Origin of the sequence: Propionivibrio sp. (assembly GCF_047602565.1) — a bacterium.
In the GTDB taxonomy this organism is placed as follows: Bacteria; Pseudomonadota; Gammaproteobacteria; order Burkholderiales; family Rhodocyclaceae; genus Propionivibrio.
Map to the genome: position 1 here is coordinate 569,255 of NZ_JASGGX010000001.1, position 24,818 is coordinate 594,072.

At 66.9% G+C, this 24,818-nt stretch carries 24 protein-coding genes; 8 read left to right on the plus strand and 16 right to left on the minus strand.

Annotation, left to right across the window (positions count from 1 at the left end):
* Nucleotides 1-65: 65 nt before the first annotated feature.
* The 4 genes from QM701_RS02610 to QM701_RS02625 form a co-directional block, all read right to left on the minus strand.
* Nucleotides 66-956 carry a helix-turn-helix transcriptional regulator gene (locus QM701_RS02610; protein WP_415165541.1) on the minus strand — a complete coding sequence of 297 codons (891 nt, stop codon included), beginning with the start codon at nucleotides 954-956 and terminating at the stop codon, nucleotides 66-68.
* Between the two features lie 224 nt (nucleotides 957-1,180).
* On the minus strand, nucleotides 1,181-1,360 hold the full coding sequence (locus QM701_RS02615; RefSeq protein ID WP_415165542.1) for a hypothetical protein: 180 nt from the start codon (nucleotides 1,358-1,360) through the stop codon (nucleotides 1,181-1,183).
* An 11-nt stretch (nucleotides 1,361-1,371) separates the two neighbouring features.
* Nucleotides 1,372-1,575 (minus strand): hypothetical protein, encoded by a 204-nt coding sequence (locus QM701_RS02620; protein ID WP_415165543.1) that lies wholly within the window; start codon nucleotides 1,573-1,575, stop codon nucleotides 1,372-1,374.
* A gap of 85 nt (nucleotides 1,576-1,660) precedes the next feature.
* Nucleotides 1,661-2,548: a LysR family transcriptional regulator gene (locus QM701_RS02625; RefSeq protein ID WP_415165544.1), complete on the minus strand. Its 888-nt coding sequence runs from the start codon at nucleotides 2,546-2,548 to the stop codon at nucleotides 1,661-1,663.
* A gap of 226 nt (nucleotides 2,549-2,774) precedes the next feature.
* Between QM701_RS02625 and QM701_RS02630 the strand changes: the two genes are divergently transcribed.
* A complete protein-coding gene (locus QM701_RS02630; protein WP_415169333.1) occupies nucleotides 2,775-3,425 on the plus strand; it encodes a TerC family protein in 651 nt (216 codons plus the stop codon).
* Between the two features lie 48 nt (nucleotides 3,426-3,473).
* Here QM701_RS02630 and QM701_RS02635 read toward each other — a convergent pair whose 3' ends face one another.
* Entirely contained in the window at nucleotides 3,474-3,686 is a 213-nt protein-coding gene (locus QM701_RS02635) for a dodecin (RefSeq protein ID WP_415165545.1), read from the minus strand.
* Nucleotides 3,687-3,998: 312 nt separating this feature from the next.
* Between QM701_RS02635 and QM701_RS02640 the strand changes: the two genes are divergently transcribed.
* Nucleotides 3,999-4,385, plus strand: coding sequence for a hypothetical protein (locus QM701_RS02640; protein WP_415165546.1), 387 nt, complete (start codon nucleotides 3,999-4,001; stop codon nucleotides 4,383-4,385).
* Nucleotides 4,386-4,472: 87 nt separating this feature from the next.
* On the opposite strand, the gene QM701_RS02645 is transcribed toward QM701_RS02640, so the two are convergent.
* The 6 genes from QM701_RS02645 to QM701_RS02670 form a co-directional block, all read right to left on the minus strand.
* Nucleotides 4,473-5,753, minus strand: a complete 1,281-nt coding sequence (locus QM701_RS02645; protein WP_415165547.1) for a TRAP transporter large permease — start codon at nucleotides 5,751-5,753, stop codon at nucleotides 4,473-4,475.
* Between the two features lie 4 nt (nucleotides 5,754-5,757).
* The gene (locus tag QM701_RS02650) at nucleotides 5,758-6,243 is read right to left on the minus strand and encodes a TRAP transporter small permease (protein ID WP_415165548.1); all 486 of its coding nucleotides are present in this window, start codon (nucleotides 6,241-6,243) and stop codon (nucleotides 5,758-5,760) included.
* Between the two features lie 83 nt (nucleotides 6,244-6,326).
* Nucleotides 6,327-7,310, minus strand: a complete 984-nt coding sequence (locus QM701_RS02655) for a TRAP transporter substrate-binding protein (protein ID WP_415165549.1) — start codon at nucleotides 7,308-7,310, stop codon at nucleotides 6,327-6,329.
* A 184-nt stretch (nucleotides 7,311-7,494) separates the two neighbouring features.
* Nucleotides 7,495-8,358 (minus strand): phosphogluconate dehydrogenase C-terminal domain-containing protein, encoded by an 864-nt coding sequence (locus QM701_RS02660; protein WP_415165550.1) that lies wholly within the window; start codon nucleotides 8,356-8,358, stop codon nucleotides 7,495-7,497.
* A 219-nt stretch (nucleotides 8,359-8,577) separates the two neighbouring features.
* On the minus strand, nucleotides 8,578-9,321 hold the full coding sequence (locus QM701_RS02665) for a FadR/GntR family transcriptional regulator (RefSeq protein ID WP_415165551.1): 744 nt from the start codon (nucleotides 9,319-9,321) through the stop codon (nucleotides 8,578-8,580).
* A 97-nt stretch (nucleotides 9,322-9,418) separates the two neighbouring features.
* A complete protein-coding gene (locus QM701_RS02670; protein WP_415165552.1) occupies nucleotides 9,419-10,213 on the minus strand; it encodes a sugar phosphate isomerase/epimerase family protein in 795 nt (264 codons plus the stop codon).
* Between the two features lie 274 nt (nucleotides 10,214-10,487).
* Here QM701_RS02670 and QM701_RS02675 point away from each other — a divergent pair, with 274 nt between their 5' ends.
* Complete coding sequence (locus QM701_RS02675; RefSeq protein WP_415165553.1) at nucleotides 10,488-11,546, plus strand: AraC family transcriptional regulator ligand-binding domain-containing protein; 1,059 nt, start codon at nucleotides 10,488-10,490, stop codon at nucleotides 11,544-11,546.
* Nucleotides 11,547-11,683: 137 nt separating this feature from the next.
* On the opposite strand, the gene QM701_RS02680 is transcribed toward QM701_RS02675, so the two are convergent.
* The 4 genes from QM701_RS02680 to QM701_RS02695 are packed head-to-tail and all read right to left on the minus strand — an operon-like array spanning nucleotide 11,684 to nucleotide 18,993.
* The gene (locus QM701_RS02680) at nucleotides 11,684-14,986 is read right to left on the minus strand and encodes an ESPR-type extended signal peptide-containing protein (RefSeq protein WP_415165554.1); all 3,303 of its coding nucleotides are present in this window, start codon (nucleotides 14,984-14,986) and stop codon (nucleotides 11,684-11,686) included.
* A 54-nt stretch (nucleotides 14,987-15,040) separates the two neighbouring features.
* The gene (locus QM701_RS02685) at nucleotides 15,041-17,806 is read right to left on the minus strand and encodes an autotransporter outer membrane beta-barrel domain-containing protein (protein ID WP_415165555.1); all 2,766 of its coding nucleotides are present in this window, start codon (nucleotides 17,804-17,806) and stop codon (nucleotides 15,041-15,043) included.
* Nucleotides 17,807-17,816: 10 nt separating this feature from the next.
* Entirely contained in the window at nucleotides 17,817-18,854 is a 1,038-nt protein-coding gene (locus tag QM701_RS02690) for an HD-GYP domain-containing protein (protein WP_415165556.1), read from the minus strand.
* A complete protein-coding gene (locus QM701_RS02695; protein ID WP_415165557.1) occupies nucleotides 18,844-18,993 on the minus strand; it encodes a hypothetical protein in 150 nt (49 codons plus the stop codon). Before QM701_RS02695 ends, QM701_RS02690 begins: the two co-directional genes overlap by 11 nt.
* Before the next feature lie 477 nt (nucleotides 18,994-19,470).
* Here QM701_RS02695 and QM701_RS02700 point away from each other — a divergent pair, with 477 nt between their 5' ends.
* From QM701_RS02700 to QM701_RS02720, 5 genes are all read left to right on the plus strand, one after another.
* Nucleotides 19,471-21,132: an ATP-binding protein gene (locus QM701_RS02700; RefSeq protein ID WP_415165558.1), complete on the plus strand. Its 1,662-nt coding sequence runs from the start codon at nucleotides 19,471-19,473 to the stop codon at nucleotides 21,130-21,132.
* Nucleotides 21,125-21,826 carry a response regulator gene (locus tag QM701_RS02705; RefSeq protein ID WP_415165559.1) on the plus strand — a complete coding sequence of 234 codons (702 nt, stop codon included), beginning with the start codon at nucleotides 21,125-21,127 and terminating at the stop codon, nucleotides 21,824-21,826. The genes QM701_RS02700 and QM701_RS02705 overlap by 8 nt, the downstream gene beginning before the upstream one ends.
* 106 nt (nucleotides 21,827-21,932) lie before the next feature.
* Nucleotides 21,933-22,298: an Hpt domain-containing protein gene (locus QM701_RS02710; RefSeq protein ID WP_415165560.1), complete on the plus strand. Its 366-nt coding sequence runs from the start codon at nucleotides 21,933-21,935 to the stop codon at nucleotides 22,296-22,298.
* Nucleotides 22,299-22,360: 62 nt separating this feature from the next.
* A complete protein-coding gene (locus QM701_RS02715) occupies nucleotides 22,361-22,831 on the plus strand; it encodes a bacteriohemerythrin (protein ID WP_415165561.1) in 471 nt (156 codons plus the stop codon).
* Between the two features lie 168 nt (nucleotides 22,832-22,999).
* A complete protein-coding gene (locus tag QM701_RS02720; protein WP_415165562.1) occupies nucleotides 23,000-23,584 on the plus strand; it encodes a hypothetical protein in 585 nt (194 codons plus the stop codon).
* A gap of 55 nt (nucleotides 23,585-23,639) precedes the next feature.
* On the opposite strand, the gene QM701_RS02725 is transcribed toward QM701_RS02720, so the two are convergent.
* Nucleotides 23,640-24,794, minus strand: a complete 1,155-nt coding sequence (locus tag QM701_RS02725) for an iron-containing alcohol dehydrogenase (protein ID WP_415165563.1) — start codon at nucleotides 24,792-24,794, stop codon at nucleotides 23,640-23,642.
* Nucleotides 24,795-24,818 lie beyond the last annotated feature (24 nt).

Genomic DNA, 24,818 nt, shown 5'->3' on the forward strand with positions numbered 1-24,818 from the left:
GCGGAAATCAGGCGGCAATACTAGCAAGCCCGGCCGCGCGAAGCCAATTTTTCGGCGGCGGAGGGTCAGGAGGCCCGCCAGCGGGCCGGCGTCTGGCCCAGGTGCGCCTTGAACGCCTGCGTCAGGTGCGCCTGGCTGGCGAAGCCGACCGCCAGCGCGATGTCCGCCACGGTCCTGCCCGGCTCGGCGCGCAGCAGATGCGCCGCCCGCGCGATGCGCATCTGCAGGACGTAGCGGTAGGGAGAAACGCCGAAACTCGCCCGGAACAGCCGGGAAAAGTGGAACGGGCTGATGCCCACCACGGCCGCCATGCCTTCCACCGTCAACTCGGCATCCATGCCCGCATCCACGAAATCGCGCACCCTGGCCTGCTGCGCCGGCGAAAGCGCGCGGGCTTTCGGCGCGGCGCCGGCCGGCCGCACCGCGTGATGGCGGCTCAGCCAGCCGATGATCGTCAGCGAGAGCCCCTCCGCGTAGAGCACGCCGTTCGGCAGCTGATGCTGCATTTCCTCGGCCAGCGCGAAGACGGCGTTCACCAGGGCATCGTCCCGGACCGAGTAGTCCGTCTCCAGGTCGAAACGGTACGCCTCGTCCTGGATGTAGCGCCGGACGACGTCCGGGTGCAGGCGCAGGCAGAGGGTCTCGCCGCCGGGCTCGCACTCCCAGCGCCCGGCGTCGCGCTCGTAGGCGGCGCCCAGGAGATCGACCCCCGGCGCGATCATCGGGATCTCCCGCATGCTGCCGTTGCACTTGTACCAGCGCCGTCCGGGCGAATACCTGGACGCGATCACCATCGGCACTCCCGAGAACTGCGGCCCGCACTCCGCGCGCACCGGAATCTCCTTGCGTTCCAGGATCAGGCCCTGCCAGTCCCGGGGCCGGCTCAGGACGGGCCGCCCGTCGACCCCCAGGATTTGCGCACTGTGCGCCCCAAGCAATTCCCTTTGCCCGACCATGTCCCTGCTCCCCTTCCCCGCCGAAGCCGTACGGCGGCCCGGAACGCCGCCCCTTCGCTCGTTATTTTTTTACTCCCGCCGCCCGGAAAACGCGCACGCATCCCCGAGGCGACCGCCCGCGGAAGAGTAGGAGCGTGCGCGCGCCGAGTATTTCAGAATCCTGCCCCGCCTTTGCGGATACGTGCTCCGGCGGACGGTGCCGCGCGAATTCGCGCGGCGCTACCCTACCAGTAGAACGCGATCATCGCGGGGCCGCCCTCGCGTACGTCCACGCGCCGGGACTGCGAACGGCCCTCGTAGGTGACGTCGATCCGGTAGGCGCCCCTGGGCAGCTTGGCGAGCAGGTAGGGCCCGGCGTTGTTGACGTCGAGCACCGTCTTGCCCGCGCCCTCCGCGATCACCACACGCGCGCCGGTCACATAGGCGCCCCCTTTTCCGCCAGCAGCAGGCGGACGTTGGAATCGCCGCTGGCCGTCTTGATCGAGGCCAGTTCCTCCTCGCCGACGCCGCCGGTGAGGTATGGCGTCCCTCCCTGGTTCTGCCAGGACGGCGCGGAACCCTGGGCCATCGCGAGGCTGCAGGCCAGGCCCAGCGCAAGAAAGGCGACATTTCTCTTCATCGGAATCTCCTTCGTGCAACGTGGAAAACGCCTCGAACGGATGATCTCGCCGAGGAATCAACGGTCGCGGGAGGCGTGCGCGGGCCTATCGCATGCGCGGCGCCTCCCGCGACAGCTTCTGCACCAGCGGATGATGCTGGCTGCGGCGGGTGCGGATGGCGTAGATATCCTCGTTGACACCCTCGCAACAGCCCAGCAGAAGCAATCCGGGCATCAGCCCGAGGTCGTCCGCGCCCAGGCGGCTGACGGGAAAAACGCCCAGCCCGCGCGCGGCGAACACCGACATCAGCGCGCTGTCCTCGAACTCGCCGACCACCCTCACCTGCAGGCCCTGCGCATGGAACCAGTGATCCAGGCTGGCGCGCAGCGCGGAATGGCCCGTCGGCAGCAGCACCGGCAGACGTTCCAGCGAGCGCGGAAAAGCATCGACGGTATCCTGGTCGATCAGCCGGGCGGGGCCGTACCAGGCCACCGGCGACGACACCAGGCGCTCGCTGATCAGGCGCAGGTTCGGGTTCTCCGGCAAAGGCTGCCCGGCCAGCACCAGGTCGAGGTCGTGCAGCGCCAGTTCGGCCTGCAGCTGCTCCAGTTCGCCCTCGTGGCAGATGAGGCGCAGGTCCGGCGTATCCAGGATCGGCCCGAGCAGGGCGTGGGCGGCGAGCTTCGAGATGCCTTCGGACAGGCCCACCGCGAGCCGTATCACCCGCCCGGTGGCCGCATCCTGCACGGCTTCGACGAGCGACTTGCCCATCTGGAAAATGCCCTCCGCGTGGCTCAGCGCCACCTGCCCCGCCTCGGTCAGGATGACGCCCCGCCCGAGCGGCTTGAACAACTGCTGGCCGAGCGACCTTTCCAGCTCGCGCACCTGTGCGCTGATGGTCTGGACCGCCATGTCGAGCCGCTCGGCGGCCCGGGCGAAGCCGCCTTCCTTGCTGACCATCCAGAAATAATAGAGGTGACGGTAATTCAACATGGACGACGCCATACTTCGTAAATTTCGAACATAAATTAAGTTTTATACAGATTTATACGACAAAATAAAACCCGGAGTATCATGCGTTTCGATACCGATTACCTGAGGGCAACCATGGATTTCCTGCTCGATCCCAACGTCTGGATCGCCTTCGCGATGCTCACCATGCTAGAGATCGTGCTTGGCGTAGAACAACATCATCTTCATCTCGATCCTGGTCGGCCGGCTGCCGCCGGAGCGGCGCGACGTCGCGCGCCGGCTCGGCCTCAGCCTGGCGATGGTCAGCCGCCTGATGCTGCTGGCCTCGCTGAGCTGGGTGATGGGCCTGAAGGCCGACCTGTTCCATGTGCTGGACCAGGGCATCAGCGGGCGCGACCTGGTGCTCCTGCTCGGCGGCCTGTTCCTGCTCTACAAGGCCTCGCACGAAATATTCATCGAGGTGGAAGCGGACGAAGAAGACAAGCCGCCGGAAACCGACCCCGCCGCGCTCAAGGCCGCGGGAAAGAAGCTGTTCTGGACGATCATCGGCCAGATCGCGGTCATCGACATCGTCTTCTCGCTCGACTCGGTGATCACGGCGGTCGGCATGGTCGACAACCTCGCGGTCATGGCGGCGGCCGTCGTCGCCGCGGTCGGCGTGATGCTCTTCGCCGCCAAGCCGATCGGCGACTTCGTCGACAGCCACCCGTCGGTCAAGGTGCTCGCCCTGGCCTTCCTGGTCATGGTCGGCATGGTGCTGGTCGGCGAAGCCTTCGACATGCACGTGCCCAAGGGCTACATCTACACCGCGATGGCCTTCTCGCTGGCCGTCGAGGCGCTCAACATCCGGGCGCGCAAGAAACGCAAGGCGGCGCGCCATTCGGCCTCGGCCGCCTGAGGCCCCGGCGCGGCATCGCCGGCCGGGAAGCCGCCCGGTTCCGCCGCGCTATTCGGACTCGATGCGGAAGCCGACCTTGAGCGTCACCTGGACGTGCGCCACCTTGCCGTCCACGACGTGCCCGGTCGTCTTGACCACCTCGAACCAGGAAATATGGCGGAGGGTGTGCGCGCTCGTTTCGATCGCGTTGCGGATCGCGTCGTCGACGCCCAGATGCGAAGAACCGACGATCTCCACAATCTTGTATACATGGTCCGACATCGAAGACTCCTTTCATGCGGGAAGAATGTTCGCCCCTTTCTTTCCTGGGGGCACGGCGGGGGTTGCCGGTCCAGTATAATCCGGCCCGGCGGGAAACGCGCAGCCGCCGGAGCGGCGCGGGCCCGGGGCGCGTGACAAGAGACTCCCCGGATGCTAGGGTTACGTTCGAGCCGTCGGATTGTCCGCAGCGAAAAGCATTCCGTGGAACGCCCTCCGGGCGTGCAGCTGCCGTTCAAGGATTCCAGTGCTCGATCGGCCACGGCGGAAGGTGATTTCTGTTTTTTCGGCAATCAGGAATAGGAGTAGCGAGAGATGAACATCAAGGACACTGTCAAGGAAAACATCGCCTACAGCAAGGAATTGCTGGAAGCGGGCATCGATGGCGCCAACACCGCGCGCAAGGAAGTGCTGGCCTCGGAGGCGACGCCCGATCTGGTCACCTCCGCCGCGCAGGAATCATGGCAGCCGGCGACCATCGGCGTGCTCGCCGGCGCGATCTGCGGCGTGCTGGCCGACGACCGCAGGCCGCTGCGCGGCGTGATCGCCGGCGGGCTGTTCGGCGCCGTGCTCGGCTTCGCCGGCAGCTTCGCCTGGAAGACCCGGCCGCTGACCTCGGCCATGGCCCGCAAGGCCGGCAAGCGCATCACCGAGGTGCGCGACGGCCACTGGCTGAGCAAGCATCCGATCAACTACGGCTGAAACTACGGCTGATCGTCGGGCATTCATCGAAAAAACGAAGGGCCGGTCTGGAAAACCGGCCCTTCGCGTTTCCGGTCGGGCGTTGCCTCACTTCATGATCAGGTGGGGCAGGAAGGTCGTCAGCGCGGGGATGTAGGTGATCAGCCCCAGGACGCCGAGCGCGAGGAAGAACGGCACCCAGATGCCCCTGGCGAGTTTGTCGAGACTCAACCCCGAAATGCTGCAGATGGAGAACAGGACCGCGCCGACGGGTGGCGTGATCAGCCCCAGGACGAGGTTGAAGCAGACCACGATCCCCAGGTGCACCGGATCGATTCCCAGCTGCGCGGCGATCGGCGCGATGACCGGCGTCACGATGGTGATGGCCGGCGCCGTTTCGAGGGGAATCCCGACCAGGATCAGCAGCAGGTTGATCAGCAGCAGGACGATGTACGGCGAGGTGCTGATCTGGCCGATGGCGTTGATGATGATCTGCGGGATTTCCTCGGAGGCGATGACCCACGAGAAAGGCTCCGAGAGGCCGAGCAGCAGCATCACCATGGCCGATTCCAGCCCGGAGACCAGAAGAATGTCCGGGATGCGCCGCCACTTGAGCTTGCGGTAGAAGAAGGCGCCGACGAGGATGGCGTACGCGACCACCACGCCGGCGGCTTCCGTCGGCGTGAAAACCCCGCCCAGGATGCCGCCCATGATGATCACCGGCATCAGCAGCGCCGGCAGCGCCTGCCAGGCGCCCTTGCAGATCTCGCCGAACGATGCCTGCGGTTCCCGCGGATAGCCCCGCTTCCTGGCGACGAGATACACGTACACCATCAGGAACGCGCCGAGCAGCAGGCCGGGAATCACGCCGCCCAGGAACAGCGCGCCGATCGACACGTTGGCGATCACGCCGTACATGATGAATGGAATGCTCGGCGGAATGATCGGCCCCATGCACGACGCCGTCGCCGTCAGGGCCGCGCCGACTTCCTCGTCGTAGCCCGCCTCCTTCATGGCCGGAATCATGACCATGCCGATCGCCACGGCGGTGGCCACGGCGGAGCCGGAAATCGCCGCGAAGATGGCGCTGGCCAGCACGGTCGCCAGCCCCAGGCCGCCGCTGATGTGCCCCATGACGAGCCGGGCGAAACGCACGAGGTCCTTGGTCAGGCCGCCCTCGTTCATCAGGTTGCCGGCCAGCATGAACAGGGGAATCGCCAGCAGGGGGAACGACGACATGCCGCCGAACGTGGTCTGGACCAGCATGGTCAGGGACAGGTCTTCCTGCATGAGCACGTAGGCCATGGCCGAGGCGCCCAAGCCCAGGGCGATGGGCATGCCGAGCGCGAGCAGGACGACGAAGCTGATGCCGAATGCGATGAGGATCATCTCGTCACTCCTCCACCGGCTTGGCGAACAGGAAATCCGCCAGTTGTTCGATCGTGACGAAGAACATGATCAGGAAGCCGATCGGCAAGGCCAGATAGGGAATGCTCATCGGGATGCCGATGGTCGAGGACACCTGCGTGCGATTCACCATCACCTGTTCGAAACCGTAGTACGTGACGAACGCCAGGAACACCAGGACGACCAGGTAGCTGACGGTCTGCACCGCCCGCGCCGGCCCGGGTGAAAGGCTGTCCGTCAGGGAGGTGATGCCGACCTGATAGCCCCGCTTGAGCCCCACGGCGCCGCCGAGCATGGACGACCACACCAGGCAATACTGCAGAAATTCGCTTCCCCACATGGACATGTTGCCGAGCACGTAGCGCCCGAACACTTCGTAAGGCACGACGATGGCGATGGCCGCCATCGACGCGATGACCACCCAGCCCGCCACTTTCAGCACGACGGCATTGAACTGACGCAAAAGCCGCATGTTCGACCCCCCTGGTTTTCCCTGATGCGCCGAGACGCGAACCGGAGGCTCCCCGGCGGGGAATCCCCGGCCCGCGCGGACCGTTACTTGGTTTGGATGATGGCGTCGATCTTGTCCTTGCCGAACTGCTTGGCGAACTCGTCGAACGCGGGCTGCATCGCCTTCTGCCAGGCTTCCTTGTTGACGTCGCGGACGACCACCAGGCCCTTGCCTTCCATTTCCTTCAGTTTCTTGTCTTCATCGTCGCGGTTGAGCTTGCGCTCGAACGCGGCCGTCTCGAGCGCGGCCTTGGCGATGATTTCCTGGTCTTCCTTGGGAATGCGGTTCCACTTCTTCTGGCTAAACAGCACCAGCGCCGGCGAATACACGTGTCCGGTCAGCGACAGGTACTTCTGGATTTCGTTGAGCTTGGAGGCGTAGAACACCGCCACCGGATTTTCCTGGCCGTCGATCACGCCGACCTGCAGGGCCGAGTACACCTCGCTGTACGCCATCGGCGTGGGGTTCAGGCCGGCCGTCTTGAAGGCCAGCATGTGCGCCTTGTTTTCCATGGTGCGCAGCTTCAGCCCCTTGGCTTCCTCGGGCGTCTTGGCGGTGACCTTGTTGTTCGACACGTGGCGGAAACCATTCTCCCAGAAAGCCAGGCCCTTGAAGCCGGACTTGTCCACGTCGGCCAGCAGCTGCTTGCCGATCGGACCGTCGAGCACCTTGTCAACGTGGTCGTAGTCGCGGAACAGGAAGGGAATGTCGACGATCAGCATCGACGGGCTGAAATTGCCGACCGGGCCGGTCGAGCCGACGTAGATGTCGATGGTCCCCTGCTGCAGGCCTTCGAGCATTTCGCGCTCACCCTTGGCCAGCGTGCTGTCGGTGAACACCTTGAGCTGGATGCGGCCGTTGGTGCGCTCCTTGACGAGATCGCCGAACTTGTTGGCCCCCAGCGCATAGGGATGCGCCGCCGTCTGCGTCATGGTGACCTTGTAGGTCGCCGTGAACGGCTCCGCCTGAACGAGGGAAGACTGCAAGGAAAACGACAACAACACGCCTGCTGCGATCATGCATTTCATAACGTTACCCTCCTGGAATGTTGAAAAGCACCCCTCACCGATGAACGCGAAGCCGGGCGGCGTTATTCTGGTCCCTTGACTGCCAAGGGTTGGCCGTTCCCGGTTCCGCCTGCTACATGCTGCGCACTGCCTGAAGCACCTCCTGTACGAATGTCATATTGTACGGCATTTTATTCCAGTGTATTCAAATCTGCGGCTGCTCTGGATGGAGCATGGTGGCGATGGCCTTGTCCAGGACGTCGTCCTCCCAGATCCGCTTCCAGTCGTCGCGCAGCACCAGGCGGTTGCCGAGCCCGATGGCCACCTTGCAGGCGTCCGAAACCTGGACGTTGCCGAGGCGGCCCAGGAAAATCGAGGACAGCACGTTGATGTGCCCGGTCAGGAAGGAAACCGCGGCCTCGCGCTGGATGCCCCGGCGCTCGGCTTCGTTGACCGTCTCGGCCATCGCGTAGAGCGTGGACGCGCCGAGGATCTCGACCAGCGTGGGCTCCAGGAACGCGATGTCGCGAATGCCCATGACGAAGCAGTTGGTCACCGGCGCGAACATCAGCTCGCTCACCGTCTTGGCGTTGGCGAAATTGGCGTCGTCGCCCTGGATCTTGGCCATCACCAGATCCTGGGTCGCGGCGATACCGCCGAAGGCGTCGGCGCGGGCCTCCTCCGATTCCTGGTTGACGAAATAGGACGGGTGGCACGGATGCGTGACGACGAAGGAGCAGTCGTCGCGCAGCGCCAGTTCCCGGGCCACGGCGGCGGCGGGGTCGAGAATGATCAGCGTGGCGCCGGGCTTCATCAGGGCGACGATGCCCACCGACACTTTCTTGATGATCACGTCCGGAACGGCCAGGACGACGATGTCGCTTTCCGGAACGGCTGTCTCGGCCGCGACGACCGAAAAACCGCGCGCCTGGATCGCGGCGACGCCGCCCGCCGAGTTTTCGCAGAAACGGAGGTCGATGCTGTCCGGGTGCTTGGCGAGATTGTTGCTCACCCGCGTTCCCATTTTTCCGCCCGCACCGATGACGCTGACCACGATCCTCTCGCTCATGACGATCCTTTCCGAAAGTTGATGAAACGTTGAAATCCCCGGCGTGCGGCCGGTCATCGCCAGCCCGTGACGCGCGTGTCTTGGTTCTTGCAGCCCCCGCTTATATTCTCATACAACAGACGTTTGACGTTTGACAAAACTAGCACAGTGCGTTTTTCACTGTCAATGGATTTCTTGGGTATGCGGAAAACCCGGCGCGGGGATTTCCCCGCCGCCCTGCTACGGCTTGAAAACCAGGGATTCCCAGACTTCCAGCGATTCCTCGACGGCCTTTTCCGCCGTGGCCACGTCGCGCCGCTCGACCGCTTCCAGAATTTTCCGGTGCACGTCGCAGGATTCGTGGCTGAAGTTGCTGTGCTTGGTCAGGCTCTGCGCGATGTAGGGCCGGAAATACTGCATGACGAACCGGTAGATCGTCTCCAGCGGCCGGTTCTTCCCCGCGCGGCCGAGGATGGCGTGGAATTCGAGGTCGAGCGCCAGGAGTTCGTCGTAGTTCTTTTCTTCCTTGTCCTTCAGGGCCCGCGTTTTCTCCACGCATTCGCACAGCGCCGCCAGATCGTCGTCCGCCGCATGCAGCACCGCCAGGCGCACCACGTTCTTTTCGAGGATGACGCGCAGTTCCTTCAACTCGGCGAATTCGGGCTGCGACACGATCATGCTGAACAGCAGGGGATCGAACATCACCTCGCCGCTGCCCGTGGAAATGTACGTGCCGTCGCCCCGCCTGACCTCGACGATGCCGAGCGCCGAGAGAATCTTCATGGCCTCGCGGACCGAGCCGCGGCTGACCGACAACAGCCGGCACAGCTCGGTTTCCGGCGGCAACCGGTCGCCGGGCAGGACTTTTTTCCCGAGCAGCAGCTCCTTGATGCTGTCGACCACGAAATCGACCGACGACGCCGTCGGCCGGGATGCCAGGAACGCCGAAAGATCGGGTTCCCGGACTGTCTCCTGGGTACTCACCACTGTTCTCCTGCCATCCGCAATGCCCGCAGCCGCGCGTTGCGGAGGCGTTACCGTTTTGATGGCGCGAAGTGTACCGCATACGGCGCGCCGGCCACTACAGGACGGCGCGCATACGTTCCAGATTGTGGGCGTTCCATGCGTTCTCGGTGCGGGCCGTCTGCTCGTAATCGTCCTGCCAGGTCAGCCAGTGCTCGACGATCTGGTTGATCCCGCGCGCCGCCGGATCGACCTTGCCGATCATGTAGTCGTAAGGCAGCAGCCCCTTGCCCAGTTCGACGCCCTCCAGCGTGAAACCGACCCAGCCGCCCCGCCGGGTGAAGGCGAAATCCTTGACGTGCAGGTTCGCCACATACGGCGCGCAACGATCGATCACCGCCACCGGATGCTCCAGGTTGGCCACGCAATTGGCCGGATCGAGGCAGATGCCGAGGCTCCGGCTGCCGACGCTTTCGACCAGCGCGACGAGCTCCGTCGAACTCAGCTGCTCGTAAGTCTCCAGCGCGAGCGTCACGCCGGATGCCTCGTAGGCCGGCAGCGCCGTCCTCAGCAGCGCCTCCGCCTCGGCCAGCGTGGGCCGGTGATCCGGCGCAGTCACCATGCTCCGGATCGTCTTCGCGCCGAGCCGGTCGGCCATGCGCAAATGATTCGCCAGATGCTCGGGCCGGATGCCCTTGGTGCCGAGCTCCAGGACGATCCCCTGATCCTCGGCGCATCGCCGCAGATCATCGAGCCGGGCGTCGGAGTACGTTTGCAGCGGCGGGTAATCGCAGATCTGGAACACCTCCGCGCCCAGCGCCCGGGTGCGCGAAAGCAACGCCTCCAGGCCGAGCGGCTCGGGCGCACGGTCGGATATCTGCCAGAAAAACGCATAGGTGCTCAGCCCGATCATGGTTATCCCCTGGAATTGATTGAATCCGACACGCCGATTGAAAACACCAGACGTTTGATGTTTGATCAAAATTATCAAAGGAGAGAACATGGCTTGTCAATCGCTATCCGCCATCGGCATATGCAAACGCCGCGCCGGGCGATACATCGTTACCAGGAAACCACAGCCGGGCGCCGCAGAAGGCGCCGTGGCGGCCTGCCGACACATCGGACGCTGCAATTTCCGGCGCACCTGATAGACTCGAAACAGCCTCGACCCCCACGGAAGGTTATCCATGCCGACCTTTCTGCAAAGCCTGAGCAACGTCTTCGTGCGCATGGCCGACGCGCTGCGGATAGACACGGGCCGCATCATCGGCTCCCCCGCCGGCCTGCCGGGAGAGCGGGTGCCGTTCGCCACCGTCGAAAAACTGGGCTATGCCATCCTCGACCGATCCGGCGACCCGGCCGTCGGACTGACCGCCGCCTCCTGCTGGCATCCCGCCGACCTCGGAGCGTTCGGCTACTCCTGGTTCTCGTCCGAGAGCCTGCATGCGGGCCTGAAGCGGCTGGTCCGCTACTCGAAGGTACTCAATTCCCACCAGACCCTGACGCTGAGGGAGACCGGCGACGTCCTGCGGCTGGCCCTGACGACCCATTTCCGGCCGTTCCCTCCGGACAGGGTCCGGTACTTCCTGAACGACGTGCACAGCGCACTGACCGTTGCGCTGTGCCGCAAGAATTTCGGCCCCGGCTTCGCGCCGGTCAGGGTGGGCCTGACCCGCCCACGGCCGGAGAATACGGCGCCGTATTTCCAGTTCTTCGCGTGTCCGGTCGAATTCGGCGCCGACATCAACTTCCTGGATATTCAGCGCGCGGTCGCCGACATGGCGCTGCCCACAGCCAATCACGCCCTGGTGGCGACGTTTGACGAAATGCTCTGCCGGGAACTGGCCCGGCTGGACGCGAGCGACATCGTCACCGTGACCAAGGCCATGCTGATCAAGACGCTGGTCGACGGCAACCCGCACGACAGCGACATCGCCGGCCAGCTTTTCATGAGCCGGCGGACCTTCCAGCGCCGCCTCGCCGAACGCGGCACCAACTTCTCCCGGCTGGTGGACGAAGTGCGGCGCGACCTGGCGATGAAATACCTCGCCGACCCGCATCATTCGGTGACCGCAATCACCTACCTGACCGGCTTCTCGACGCCCAGCGCGTTTACCCGAGCCTTCATGCGCTGGGCGGGCACGACGCCATCCGCGTGGCGGGAGAATCTGGTATCGGCGGCGAAGAAGACCTCCGACAGCGCCGCCGTGCCGACAACTATTGATGGCGTCCGGCCGGTCGCGTGAAATCGTTTTGACCACGGCGACGCGGCGGGCACGACGAAAAACAAGATTTGTCTTTCGTTGTGCCCGTTGTGTTCGTTGTGGTTAAAAGTTCTTGCCTTTCGCCGTGCCCGCCGTGTCGCCGTGGTTAATGTGCTTTTTTAGAACTTGTATTGCACCTGTACCGACGCGCCGCCGCCGTCGCGCTTACCGGCGTAGCTGGTGGCGGCGAAGTCCAGGGTCAGATTGCGGCTGGTGGTGGGCCGGACGCTGGCACCCAGGGACAACAGGCCGGTGCCGCCCTTCACGCTCGGCGCCTCGATCCTGTAGCTCCCATACGTGGTGGCTTTCGCCTCGCCGTCGAACTCCCGCTCGTAGCCCAACCCCGCCTTGAGCGTCACCGCCGGGGAATAGCGGTGCGCCAGTTCCGCGTTCAGGCGCAGGCGCTGCGAATCCACGCGCTCGAAGTGGAGCGGATCGCCGGCCACGGTGACGTGCTTGCCGCCGACCCGGCTGCCCAGATATTTGGCCGAGAGGTCCAGCGTCTGGTCGGCGGTCAGCGGCAGTTCATAGCCCACGCCCAGGTGCGCGCTCACGTAGCGGGAATGGAGGCGGTAGCGCGCGAACTCGCCGGTCGCCAGGTTCTGCAGGTCGCCGGTGTCGAAGCTCAGGCGGGTCCTGCCGGCGCGGAGGGAAGCCTCGGTGTAGAAGCCGCCGGCGAAGGCATAGCGCCCGAGCAGGCCGGCGCCGTAATAGCGGGCGTTGCCGTCGCCGTCGACCGAAGCGGCGTTGTAGAAACTGTTGTGGCTGTCGTAGTTGCCCCAGCCGCCCTCGACGAAGGCGGCGGCAGTGAGTGCCTCCTGTCGGAAGCTGAAGCCGGCGGCGAGGAACTGGTCGTTCGAAGTGACGTGCGAGCCGCTGGCGTAGCGGGAGCGGCTCGCCGAGGCCAGGGCGAAGGACGACGCGCCGAGGCCGGACGTCTGGGCGGCGATGGCGTCGAACGCCTCGTCGGCGAGGCGATCGGCGCCGCGAGCGACCAGCATCGTGCCGCCCAGGTAGCCTTCGGACAGGGCCTTGAGCTGCGGATTCACGCGCGCCGCCGGGCGGCCGCCCGAGCCACCACCGGAGTCGCCACCGGAATCACCTCCCGAAACAGTACTCGGACACGTCTCGCCCGCGCTGGCCTGGCAGGCGAGGATCGTGGCGGTCACTTCCTTGCCGGCGAGATCGACGCGGGTCTCCACGTCGTACAGCAGCGAGATGCCCTGCTGGGCCACGCCGGTGGAGGTGAAGCCGATGCCGCTGCCGGACAGGTCGGCCGCACGCATCAGGACGAACTGGTCACCGGTGTTCAGCGCGTTGCCGGAATGGATGCCGACGACCTTGATCTCGGAGGCCTTGGCCGTCTGTGCACTGTCCAAGTTGTCGGCGTTGCTGCCGAGGACGATCTCCTGCGCGCTGATCAACGCGGTCGGCTGGTTGGCAAGCGCGGGCTGGAGGGTGAAGTTGTATTTCTCGAAGTTGGCGACGGTATGCACGCTGACCGGTTGCGCCGAGAAGTTCAGGGTGTTGCCGGAGAACACGTCGTAGCTTTCCGGCTTGTGGTTTGGCGCTTCCAGGAAACCACCGTAGAGCGAGACGTTCCCAGCCAGCGTGGCGTGATCGCCGATCGTGACGGTGTTGTCGGTGGCCTGCGCCCGGGAACCGGACGAAAGAACGCCAGCCACGGCCGTTCCGCCGCTTGCGGACGCATCGGCGGTTCCCTGCACGGCCTGGAAGCGGACATATCCGCCGTAGACGGAACCCCCCTGCAAGCGGCCGTCCAGGGTCACGGCGTTGCCGCTGGCGCTGACCCGGCTGCCCGTCACGTCCACGCCCGCGAAGGCGTAGGCGCCGGTCGCCGCAACGAGCGCGGCGTGTCCCGCCCACGTGTCGAGAGACGCATGGCCGCCGTACAGGCTCCCCGTCACGAGCGCGTCGCGGTTTATGGCGACGGCGTTGCGGTCGGCGCCGACCGTGGAGTCCTTGGCGTCGGTCCTGACGTCGGCGCTGCTGGCGTCCGCCGTGCCGCCCGTGGCGTGCCCCGCCCGCGCCTCGAGAGACGCATGACCGCCATACAGATCTCCCGCGACCGTGGCGCCGCCATCGACGGTGATCGTGTTGTCGTCGGAGCTCACCCGGGAACCGGAGATGTTGACGAAGGAGGAGACGATGCTGGTGACGGTGGCGCCGGCCTCGCCGGTCGCCTCGCCGCCTCTGGCCGCATCGGCGTAAACGGCAGCCCCCGCCTGACCGCCATACAGGCCCCCAATGACATTGGCACCGCTGTGCAGAATGACCTTGTTGTTGCCGGCATGCACCGAGGAATTCCGGGCTGAAGCGTAGGTATCGGCGTCGGCATAGGCATGGGTAGTCCCGCTTGCCGTACCGCCCAGGGCCTTGCCGGCGCTCGCGGCGATCCCCGCATGGCCGCCATGGAGGTCTCCCGTCACCGAGCCGCCCTCCTTGATGGCGACCGTGTTGCCGTCGGCGCGCGCCACGGCGGAATCGGCACGCGCCGAGGTGCCGGCCGAGGAATCGGCCACGGCCTCGGTCGCCGCACCGCCCGCGGCATCATCGGCGCGCACGGCGATCGCCGCATGGCCGCCGGACACGCTCCCCCCGACAGCGGCGCCGCCATCGACGGTGACCGTGTTGCCGTCGGCGCCGGCCATGGTCCGGCTGCCGTCGGCATGCGCATCGGCGTTGGCCGCCGAACCGGTGCCGGCCGTGGCCTTGCCGGCATGCAAGGCGATCATCGCCCGACCGCCGTACAGGCCGCCGGCCACGGCCGCGCCCTCCGTGGCGGCCACCCCATTGCCGTGAGCACGCGCCGCCTGATCGGCCAGGTTGATGTCGGTCGCGGCGGAGGCATCGCCGCCGGAGGTTCCGCTTCGGTCATCGTCGGCCACGAAGGACGTACGCTGCGACAGCCCGCCATGAACGCTGCCGTGCACGTTCCCTCGGACCATCGTCACCGTATTGCCCTCGACCGTTTCCGTACCGTCCTCCAGATAGCCGCCGATGACGAACCGCGGCTCCGTTCCCGGAGCGGCAACGATGGTCAGGTCCGCGCCGGCCGCCGCGGTAGCGCCGCCGGTGCGATAAATGACGCCCTGATCCGCCGCAGTCAGCCCCGTCATCCAGTTCAGGGGCGACGAGCTTCCCGTGGCCAGCGGTTCGAGCGATGCCGTGCCGGGATCATTGCTGCCGTCGTAGATCAGTCCCTGCGCGAATGCGCCATCGGCGGGCAAGACCAGGGCCAGGGCGGCGCCGGCGTTCGCGATCAGGCACAGCGGGCCGTTCCCGGGGCGCCTGCGCGCCGGCCCCTGGCGGCCGCTCTTGCCCCGGCTGCGGGCACATTCCGGCGCCGCGACCGCATGCCCCGTCGAGGGGTGGCGGATGATTTTGTGGATTTTGTTCATGGGTTGAATGCTCCGTGTTCAGGATGTGAAGAAGGTGTCTTGCCGGGCGGGGTCTCACCACCGGTAGCTGAATCCGGCCATGCCTTCGAGCTGCCGGTAATCCGAGTCGCCGCGCTGCAGGCCGGCGTGTATCCAGCCGGTCCAGTTCTTGCCGATCGCCCCTTGCAGCCCGGACTTCAGTTCCCAGCGGCGGCGCGGCGCGCCCTGGTTGACGTCGATGCCGTTGAAGGCGATCGACAGGTTCCGGTCCGCATGCCACCAGTTGGCCTCGACGTACGGCCGCAGATCGCCGCCGTCATGCGCTCCGTCGCGGGACAGCCGCATCCCCAGCCGGGTCTGTACCGTGCCGTCTCCCGAGTGGTCGATCACGGTGCCGGTTTGCTCCGCGTACCCGTCGGCCCGCTGGCGGCTGTGGATGATCTGGGCCTGCGGCGTCAGGCGCACGGCGTGCGACGCGCCTTCGGCCAGAATGAGTTGGTAGCCGGTTTCCAGCGAGGCGGAAATGACTCTGGAATCGTAATTCTCCGGCTGCAGCAGGTCGCCCTTGACCTGGTTCCGGTAGCGGCCGTATTGCAGCCAAGCGTCGGCATACGCGCCGCGCCGCGTTTTGCCGTCGGCATGCCAGGTGGCGTAAAGGCCGAGGCTGTAGCCCTCCAGCTCTCCCGTGGCCCGATGGCGGTTGCCCTGCGCCCCGGCATGCGTCCGGCCCTGCCCCCAGCTGCCCATCAGGCCCAGGCGCAGATCGTCGCGTCCGGACAGCCCGACGTCGCCGCCGACGTGCAGCAGTGCGTAGTCGGTGTCCTGGTCGACCTGGCCGCCGGCGGCGTGACCGCGCTGGCGCCCGCCGATCGCCCGGCTCCAGACGGCGTCATGGCCGCGCTGCGCGCCCTGGCGGTCGAACAGCGTATGCCGCTGCAGCGCGGCGGCCAGGTCCTGATTGGCCAGATACGCGCCGACCTCGGGCCGCCATTCCGGCGATTTGACGCCGCCGGCGCCCGCATCGCCGCCGCCCGAGCCACCGCTGTCCGTGCCGCCGTCGGACTGCTCCGAGCGCAGATACCAGTCGCCGCCGCTGCCGTCGGGCAGGCCTTTGTGCAGGCTGTACTCATACGGCCCGGCGACCACCCGGTTGGCCAGCGTGAACCGGCCGTCGGAAGCGCCGCCGACGGCGATGACCCGCGTGCCGTTGACGGTCTGTCCGCCCTGGGCGCCGGTCCCGTTGACCCGCACGGCGGTCCGGCCGGCGGTATCGCCCTGCACGACCAGCCTGTCCGTGGCGGAGTCGTCGCCGCCGAGCGCCGTGTTCAGGACCAGCGTGCCGTCGTCGCCGACATAGTTTCCCCGGACGGTCAGCGTGGAGAACGAGCCCGGCGCATCGAGCGCGCCGGGCGCCAGCGTCCCCGCGTTGCGCAGGCTGCCGCCCGCCGTACCGATCGCGCCGCCCCCGCCGAGCGTGCCGCCGGACGCCACAGTGAAGTTTCCGCCGAGGCCGTGAGCGACGATGAGCCGTCCGCCCAGGACCGAGACGGTGCCGGCGAAGGCCGAGCTGTCGGCGGACAGGACGGTCGTGCCCGCATGCACGGAGACATCCCCCCGGCCGGTCAGTATCGAATCCTGGACGTACGCACCGCTGTCGTCGGTATGGTTGAAGTTGATGCGGCTCGTTGCCGGCTGCGCCAGATGGATTCCGGGCGTGTCGAGGCGGCCGGGCGCCAGCGCGCGCTCGCCCGGCGCCGCGCCGACGTTCAGCGTGCCGGTCGAGCCGTTCCCGACGGCGACGGCGATGAAGGGCGCCTGCACGCTTCCCCCGTTCGCGACGGTCAGCGTGCCCGCGCCTTGGACGCCCACGTTCAGCCCGGTGGAGCTGATCCACCGCGCACCGGCGCCGCGCACGAGCACCTCGCCGACGCTGCCGGCCCCCTGGCCGACGGCGCCGTCGGCGCTCGCCACGTACCCGCCGTCGGCGACGTCGAGCCGGCCGGCGCCGCCGTCGCCCACGGTCAGCAGGCCGGCGTTGATCCAGCGCGATCCCGCGCCGCTGACCAGCACGCGGCCCCTGCCGTCCGGCCCGGTACCGAGAGAGGCGTTCGCATTCGACACGCTGCCGCCATCGGTGATTTCAAGCAGGCCGTCGCCGCCAAAGCCCGCGAACAGCTCGCCGGCCTGGGTCCACCGCGCGTCCGGACCGCTGACCCGCACATGGCCCGCGGCACCCTCGCCGGTACCGATGAAACCGTCCGTGCTCGATACCCTGGCGCCGTCGATGATCTCAAGCGTGCCGGCGCCGCCATAGCCGACGAACAGTTGGCCGGAGTTGTCCCACTGCGAACCGGCACCGCGCACGGATACCGCGCCGGCGCTGCCGGGCGCATAGCCGAGCACGCCATCGCTATTCGACACGCGGCCGCCGGCGGCGATGTCCAGCGTACCGGCACCTTCCTCGCCCACGCTCAGCACGGCGGCGTTGACCCACCGCGCACCCGGACCGCTGACGACGACCGCGCCCGAACTGCCGGGAGCGAGGCCCAGGAAAGCGTGCTCGTTCAACACGACGCCGCCGCCGGAAATGACGAGCGCGCCGCCGCTGGCGGTAGCGCCCACGATCAGCGGACTGCCGGCATCCCAGGGCGATGCGTACGATCCCGGCACGGTGACCGTCTGCCCGTCGTCGATCGTCAGCGCGAAAGCGGACGAACAACTCAGCAGCGCGGCCACCGGCACGGAGGCTCCTGGCAGCACTCTCATGCGCAAAAGCGAGCGCGCAAAAAAGAAGCGCGCCGAAACGTCGCGCCACGAAGGCGCCTGCACAGACATCTGCATTGTTTTCTCCTCAAGCCGCGCAGGCCATGTCGTCGCCGGCCGGGACGCCGGGCAACGCGCCAGCGCGCGTTCCGAGGCGGGCGCCGCCCGTGTCCACCGGGACGGTCCGCTCCGCCGCCGCGCGCACCGTCGGCGCCGGGTCCTCGAAGACGCGCGCGATCCGGATCAGCCGCTCCTCCGCCGCGTCGAAGGCCGCCACCACGGCGGGATCGAAATGGCTGCCGCTGCCCGCGCGAATGATCTCGGCCGCCGCCTCGTACGACATGCCGGGCTTGTAGACGCGGGCCGAAATCAGCGCGTCGTAGACGTCGGCCACGGCCATCAGCCGCGCCGAGAGCGGGATCGCCTCGCCGGCCACGCCCTGCGGATAGCCCGTCCCGTCCCAGCGTTCGTGGTGGCCGTGGACGATCTCCTTGGCGATGCGCAGGAACTCGATCGGGCCGCCGAATTCCTTTTCGGCGCGCTCGATCACCTGCAGGCCGATGCGCGCATGTGTCTTCATCGTTTCGAACTCGTCCGCATCGAGCCTGCCCGGCTTGAACAGGATCGCGTCCGGGATGGCGATCTTGCCGATGTCGTGCAGCGGCGCGGACTTGAAGAGCAGCTCGATGACCGGCGGCGTCAGCTGTCCGGCATAGTCCGGATGGCGCGCCAGTTCCTCCGCGAGGGCGCGCACCAGGTGCTGCGTCCGGCGGATGTGGCGGCCGATATCGTCGTCCCGCGCCTCGGCCAGCGCGGCCAGGGCGAAGATCGCCGCCTCATGCGCGGCGGCCACCTCGCAGCGGGCCGGCTTCCGGAGCAGTGCATGGACTTCGCCCGCCGCAGCGTCCGCACCCCGGCCGTGGCGTCCGGCATGGCCGTCGTCCTCCCGCCGGAACGCGCTCGGGCCCTGGCCTCCGGCGATCTCCATATCGTTTACCGCATCGTTCGGAATCACGCGCACTGCCGCGCCGCCCTGGCCGGCAACCGACGTCGTATGCACGCGCCCGCCCCACGTCCCGAAACGCGCCTGCGGCAGTCCGCCGGACGCATGCGGCTCACCGGTCATGCGCGAGCCCTCCACGGTGGAGCGCGATCGGCTGCCGCACCGCGTTGCCGGGGTCGCGCGGAAAGCAGGAAACCGGCCCGCGATCGCCGCGCGAACCCTGCGCGAAGGCGGAACCGAGAAAACGGCTGAGGTGATTCATCGTGGCTGCTCCTGTGACGAACTGAAGGAAGCGCCACTATGCCCACCGGCCGCCGGGCGGACTTCTCCGCGGACGCCGATGCATATCCCTCGCGCGCCATTCGCCCCTTCCGAAGTCCCGCGACGGCGCTCCGATAGGAACACTCCTAGCGACCGGGCATCGCGAAACATCCTCCGGCACGACGGCCAAGAAATGCAAAACGCATCGAATTCGCAAAAAACGTTCTATTTTCCGCATGCCTGCCGTTGCGCGGAATTCAATCAAATTCAGATAAGTCCTATTGCCGGCTTCGGAGTCCTAGACAGAGAATAAATCTCAACATCGGACAAGACGATGGCATTCTCCGGCGCCGCGAGGCATGGCAGATGCGCCGACGATCGGCCTGACGCTCCGGGGACATCGTCTGGCGCCAGCGAAACAGCTTTGCCGAACCGTCGCAGCTACATTGCCGGCGCCAACCACTGACCACGCCACATCATGGACAACGACGCGAACAACCAGATCAGCCCCCGCTCCGGACAGGAAACGGCAGGATGCAAGCTCGGCGAGACCGGCCTCACGCTCGCGGAAGCCCTCGTCCAGGTTCTGGACACCATCCCGGACTACGTCTTCATCAAGGACCTCGACGGCCGCTACCTGGTGGCCAACCAGGCGCTGTGCATCGAACTGCAGAAGCCGCGCCACGAGATCATCGGCCAGACCAACGCCACCCTCTTCCCGAAGCGCATCGCCGACACCACCACCGAAATCGACCGGAAGACGTGCGCCCTGGGCAGGACCTACCACGCGACCACCCAGATCGGCCAGGACGACGGCTCGCTCATCCACATCGATTCCGTCAAGAGCCCCCTGCTCGACGCCGGGGGCCGCACCGTCGGCGTCGTCGGCATGACGCGCGACATCTCGGAACGCACGCGCCATACCCAGGAGCTCGAAATGGCGCGCCGCGAAGCCGAGAGCGCGGCCAAGGCCAAAACGCGGTTCCTGGCGCACATGAGCCACGAGATCCGCACGCCGCTCAACGGCATCATCGGGTTGGCGCACCTGATCCTCGACGACAGCCTTTCCGACGCCCAGCGCTGCCGCGTCACCAAACTGATCTCCACCACGCGCTTCCTGCTCGGCCAGCTCACCGACATCCTCGACTATGCCCGCCTGGAAAGCCGCAAGATGGAAATCTGCGAAACCGAGTTTTCGCCGCAGGACGTCTTCCAGACGATCTCCGACGTCTTCCTGCACCAGTTCGCCGAAAAGGGGCTGTCGCTCGACTTCGCCCACGACGCCAACCGCATGCAGCGGCTGCTGGGCGACCGGCAGAAGATCGAACAGGTCATCACCAACTTCGTCAGCAACGCCCTGAAATTCACCTGCGCCGGCGGCGCCCGGCTGTCGATCAGGGTCAGGCGGACCGAGAACGCCGACGCCGCCTGCCTGCTCACGGCGACCGTCGAGGACAGCGGCCCGGGCATCCCGCCCAGCCTGCAGAACCTGCTGTTCGAACCCTTCGAGCAGGCCGATGCCTCCACCACCAGGAACTACGGCGGCAGCGGCCTGGGGCTGGCCATCTGCAAGGAACTCGCCGCGCTGATGCACGGCACGGTCGGGGCGAGAAGCACGGTCGGCCAGGGCAGCGTGTTCTGGCTGACCGTGCCGGTGCGGGAAGCCACCGGAGCGCTCGGCGAGGACGCCGGCACCCAGGCGCGCCGTTCGCTCGAAGGCGTGCGGGTGCTGCTGGTGGAGGACAACGAACTCAACCGCGAGGTGGCGTTCACCATGCTGCGGCGCGCCGGGGCCAAGGTCGTCCTCGCCGCCGACGGACAGCAGGCGCTCGAACATGTCTTCGCCGACAGCCAGGGCTTCGACTGCGTGCTGATGGACATGCGCATGCCCAGGATGGACGGCCTCGAAGCGACGCGCCGGGTGCGGTTCCACGGCCAGTTCGGCGAGCTGCCCATCGTGGCGATGACCGCCAACGCCTCCAAGGACGACCAGGACGCCTGCCTGGCCGCCGGCATGAATGGCTTCATCAGCAAGCCGTTCGATCCGCCGCAGCTCTATGCCAAGATCCTCAACACCATCGCCGCCGGCCGGACGGGCCGGGCGGCGACCGCCATGCACACCGAGCGCATCGATGGATAAGCCGAGCCCGTTCTCCACCTTCAGCCGCCCCGCCATCCGCGCCGTCGTGGCCGACGACCACCCGCTGGTCGTCTGGGGCATCCGCAAGATGCTCGAAAGCCACGGCATCGCCGTGCCGGCAACCACGGGCGACATCAACGACATCGTGCCGATGCTGGAACGGACGAAGCCGGACATCCTCATCCTCGACTACTACTTCGAGAGCCTGCGCTCGTCCGACGGCCTGCGCATCCTGCAGCAGATCCGGCAGAGGAAGCTTTCGCTGCAGGTCATCCTCTATTCCGGGGCGACCGATCCGGTCACCGTGATTTCGGCCCTGCGGCTCGGGGCGCGAGGCTTCGTGTCCAAGTCCAGCAGCCTCACCTGCCTGCGCGACGCCATCTTCGCGGCCGCCGAAGGCCACCTGTACGTCGATGCCGACACCGAAAGGCAGCTCCTGCAATACAACGTCGGCAAGTACGCGCGCCAGCCAGACAGGGAAGTCGTCCTGTCGCGCCGCGAGGAGCAGGTGGTCTCGCGCCTGGCCGCCGGGCTGACGCTCGTCGAGATATCCCAGCAGTTCCAGCGCAGCATCAAGACCGTCAGCACCCAGAAAAGGAGCGCCATGCGCAAGCTCGGAGCGACCTCCGACTACTCGCTCATCAAGGCGTACAACAACATCAACGAGATGAAAGGACACCGAGGCGAGAAATGAACTCCCCCCATGCCGCCCGCCACGTCCCCTTTGGCAAGCTTCCGGACCGGATGACCGGCTCCGGACGGGCGGAACCCGGCTGCAGGCTTCCCGCGAGGACAGGGCCATGGAGAAAAGCCTTCTGGCGCTGGACGACGCGCAACGGATGCTTCAGGTGGACGAGGCGGAGTGGCTGCAATTCCTCGGCCTGTTCGTCACCACGTCGGACCGCGACCTCGCCCGCCTGCGGGAAGCCTTTTCCGGCCGCCAGCTGGATGACGTCCGGATGCTCGCCCATCGACTGAAGGGCAGCTGCCGGACGCTCGGCCTCGACGATGCGTTCCGGGCGCTCGAACTGCTCGAACGGATGGACGCGGCCACGCCCGATCCGGCGTGGAGCCGCGCCTATGCCGACGCGCTCGCCGCGATGGCCCGCTGCATCGCCGCGGCGCGGCGCCGGATGGGCTCCGCATGCCCGGAATCGGCGGATTGAGGAGGCGCGCAGACATATCGAGCGTGGCCAAGGATTTCTTGTCCTGAAAGGAGGGAGGCAACATGGCGCATCTGGAATGGCAGAACGGGTTCAGCGTCGGCCTTGAGGTGCTGGATCAGCAGCACATGCGGATCATCGACTACCTCAACGCGCTGGACGACGCCGACGTCAACGACCGGGCGCTGATCGCCCGCATCCTGGACGAAACGATCGACTACACGCAGACGCACTTCACCTACGAGGAAACGCTGATGGAAGAGGCCTCCTACCCCTTCCTGCGCGCGCACACGCGGGTGCATGAGCTCTTCACCCACCGGGTGGCCGACTACAAGCGCCGTTTCGACGCGGGCGAAGACGTCGCCCGCGAACTGCATGAAACCCTCGCCCACTGGCTGGTCAGGCATATCAAGCGGGAAGACGCCGACTATGCGAAATACCTGCGCGCGCATTTTGTCAAGGCCGCGGCGGCCAGCCGGCCGACGCCGGCGCCCGGCCTGATCGCGAGAATCCGGCGCTTTTTTGCCGACGAATGAAGCAAAGCCCGGCCGCGCGGGGCGGGAGAGTCCACGGCCGGCCGTTCGTGGAAATCGGAATGGTCTGATTTCGGTTTGCAGCAGCGGCGGCCATGCTTGTATCCCTTTCGGGACGCGGCCGCCAGACGTTCACCCGCCTCCCGCTCCCTGAACAGAAAGAGGTAAAGCATGGGCAACGGCACCGATCCCCGCGCAGCGAACGGAACGGACGACGGGCGCAGCGAACTCTCCCAGGCCGGGCAGCAGGCGATCCTGAAGGTCTATGTGCTGACCCACCACCTGTACCACCGGCACCAGTATCTGAGCCGCGCCTGCCGCCAGAAGGCCATCGAGGTCGTGACCATCGTCTGCGGCGTGCTGTGGTTCGCCGGCCCTCTTCCCGGCTTTCCCGTCCTGCCGTGCGCGGCCGCCTTTCTGGCCGGGCTGGCGATGCTGCTGGTCATGCAGTTCGGCAACAAGGGCCAGGACGCGAGCCAGCGGACGTGCCACTGGGAAGTGCTGCTGCGCGAGATCGAGGCGGCCGTACCCCGCAAGTGCACCGAAACGCAGCTGTATCACTGGTACCAACGCGCGGTCAACCTGCAGAACGGCGAGCGGATCACCGACCAGCGCCTGCTCCAGCGCTGCTACCAGCGCGCCCAGGCGGCCACGAACTGCGTCTATCCCGAGGCGCCGCCGCTTTCCCCGCGCGCAGCGGCGGAATCGTCGGGCACGCCCGCCGGCTATTCCGGACGGCCCGGCGGCACACGCTGAGCGAGAGTAAAAACGGCGTGGCCCCGAACCTCGGGATGTCGGCGCCGCACCGGGATCAGATCAGCTGCTCGTAGATGGCGCGGATGTCGGCCTTGTCCATGGGCCGCGGATTGTTGTCGAGCAGGCGGGTGACCTTGGCCGCGCCGTCGACCAGCGTTTCCAGGTCGCCGCCGGTGATGTTCCAGCGTTTGAGATCGCCGGGAATCCGCAGGTCGCGGTTGAGCGCGAACAGCGCGTCGACCATCGCGTCGGCGGCCTGGGCGGGCGACAGCGAGGCCACGTCCAGTCCCATCGCCAGGGCCACGTCGCGGAATTTCTCCTCGTTGCCCACGGCGTTGAAGCGCATCACGAAAGGCAGCAGGATGGCGTTGGAGATGCCGTGCGCGATGCGGTACTTGCCGCCCAGCGGATAGGACAGCGCGTGCACGGCCGTGGTGCTCGACGTGGCGATGCACATGCCGCCGTACATCGCGCCGAGCAGCATGTCGTGCCGCGCGTCGAGGTCCGTTCCCGTGGTGAATGCCCGGCGGATGCTGCGCGAGATCAGCGTGATCGCCTTGAGTGCCAGCAGTTCGCTGAAGGGGTTGCCCTTTTTCGAGGTGTAGCATTCGATCGCGTGGCACAGCGCGTCCATGCCGGTCGAGGCGGTGATCGCCGGCGGCAGGCCGAGGGTCAGCTCCGGATCGAGGATGACGCAGTCGGGCATCAGCTTCGGGCTGACGATGCCGACCTTCAGTTCGTCCTCGGGCACCAGGACGATGCTGTTCGGCGTGGTTTCCGAGCCGGTGCCGGCGGTCGTCGGGACCATCAGCGTGGGCACGCCGCGGCGCGCGATCGGTGTCTTGTTCACCAGTTCGCGCAGCGACACGGCGTTGTTCAACAGCACGGCCACGACCTTGGCCACGTCCATGGCGCTGCCGCCGCCGATGCCGACGACCAGATCCGGCGCATGCGGCCGCGCCGCCGCGAGGATGGCCTCGACCTGCCCGACTTCCGGCTCGGGCGGCGTGTCGTCGAGCACGGCGACGCGCAGGCCGGCTTCCTCAAGGAGCTTTCTCGGCCGTTCGATCAGGCCGGCGCCGGCGACGCCCCTGTCGGTGACGATCAGCACCCGTTCGGCGCCCAGGTCGGCCGCCACGTCCTTGATGCCGGCGATGCTTCCCGGCCCGGCGATGATGCGGCCGGCATTCAGCAGCGTGTATGTGCTCATGTGTTTCGCTTCCTGCAAAAAATG